This window comes from Mycobacterium szulgai (assembly GCF_002116635.1).
Lineage (GTDB): Bacteria > Actinomycetota > Actinomycetes > Mycobacteriales > Mycobacteriaceae > Mycobacterium > Mycobacterium szulgai.
In genome coordinates this window covers 1-1,422 of sequence record NZ_LQPW01000169.1, presented here as the reverse complement: position 1 = coordinate 1,422, position 1,422 = coordinate 1, and the positions used below count along the sequence as shown (strand labels likewise).

1 protein-coding gene is annotated in these 1,422 nt (G+C 59.3%); it reads right to left on the bottom strand.

Annotated features, from left to right (window positions below):
* Positions 1-1,422: condensation domain-containing protein (locus AWC27_RS26885; protein ID WP_139837241.1), on the bottom strand; the 1,422-nt coding region annotated here is incomplete at both ends.

The window sequence follows — 1,422 nt, the reverse complement described above, 5'->3', positions numbered from 1 at the left end:
GGATACGTGCACAGCGGGTGCTGTGTACTGGCCTGCGGCTGCGCGGTTGTATACGGATTTGAGGATTTCGCCGTAGCGGGTGACGGATTCCCGGGCAATGGGGTTGTTCGGGAAGGAAATCATCAGTGAGACCTCGTCGAAGAGGCGGATTACTGACATATACAGGTAGGCGGGGCTGCGGGCGTCGTTGTAGGCGGTTGCATTTGTGCCTACTAGTGCGGTGGCGACGACTGCGGAAAGTGGGGGTAGGCCGGCGTCCATGTAGTTCATCATGAAGAACTGGGGGCTGTATTTTTTCAGCCAGGGCGCTAATTCCAGGATGCGGTCGTAGGGGACTTGGGCCAGGGGCATGTTTTCGTCGAATGATGCTTGTACGGCGCGGGCGGTTTCTTCGAATGAATTGGGGTCGACGGTGACGGCGAAGGGGAGGATTCCGGTGAACCAGCCCATGGTCATGTATTCTTCGGGCGTTTGTCGTTTGTCGACCGGGGTGAGGCCGTAGTAGGTTTCCTGGCCGGTCAGTTCGTAGTAGGCCAGGGCGGCGCAGGCGAACAGGCCGCCGCTGAATCGGGCGCCGGCGGCGATGCAGCCGTCTTCGAAGCGGGCTGTTTGCTGTGTGTCCATGAGGGGCACGATCATCATGTCGCCGCCGCAGGGGATGGATTGGTCACCCAGCGGCAATGGGAACTCGGGGCCGGCTCCGCCGGTGTTCTCGGCGAACTCGATCCATTTGCGGACTTCTGGGGAGTCCAGGGTCATGGAGTCCGCGAACGCCTTTTCGCGGATGCAGAAGTCTTCGTGGCTGCCGGTGTCGGAGAGCATGACGGGTGGTTTGCCGGCGACCAGCGCTTGGTAGTTGGCCAGAATTTCGACATACAGGCCGGTGATCAACGCCGGGTCGCAATGCAGGTGGTCGACAATCGCGAACAAGGTGCAGTGATCTTCGTGCTGGATCAGCCCGAACCGGAAGCAATCCCACTGCAGCGGATTCGGGGTGGACAACACCAATTCCTGCCATTGCGGCTGGGTCAGCTCACCGTGCTGAACCGGAACGAACTGGATATCGCGGGGATTGGCCATTTGGTGCCGAAGAATGGTCTTGGCGTCTTTGTACTCAAACCAGTTCCGGTACGTGGAATGGCGACGAAGATGCGCATTGATGACATGCGTCATGGTGCGGATATCACACTTACCCGGAATCTCCCAGGAACCCATCACCAACCGAGAAAATTCCAGACCGCGCTCGGTGAAATCAATATAACTACGCACATGGGCGGCTTGCATGGAACTCGGCGGCGCCGCAACTACGGGTGCTTGTTGGGCTTTTGCAACCGAAGCAGGAGTCGGCTGCCACGTCACCACGGGACCCTGTCCAGGATCCCAGTCATAAATCAGCCCCACCTCCATACTGGCGCTAGCGGA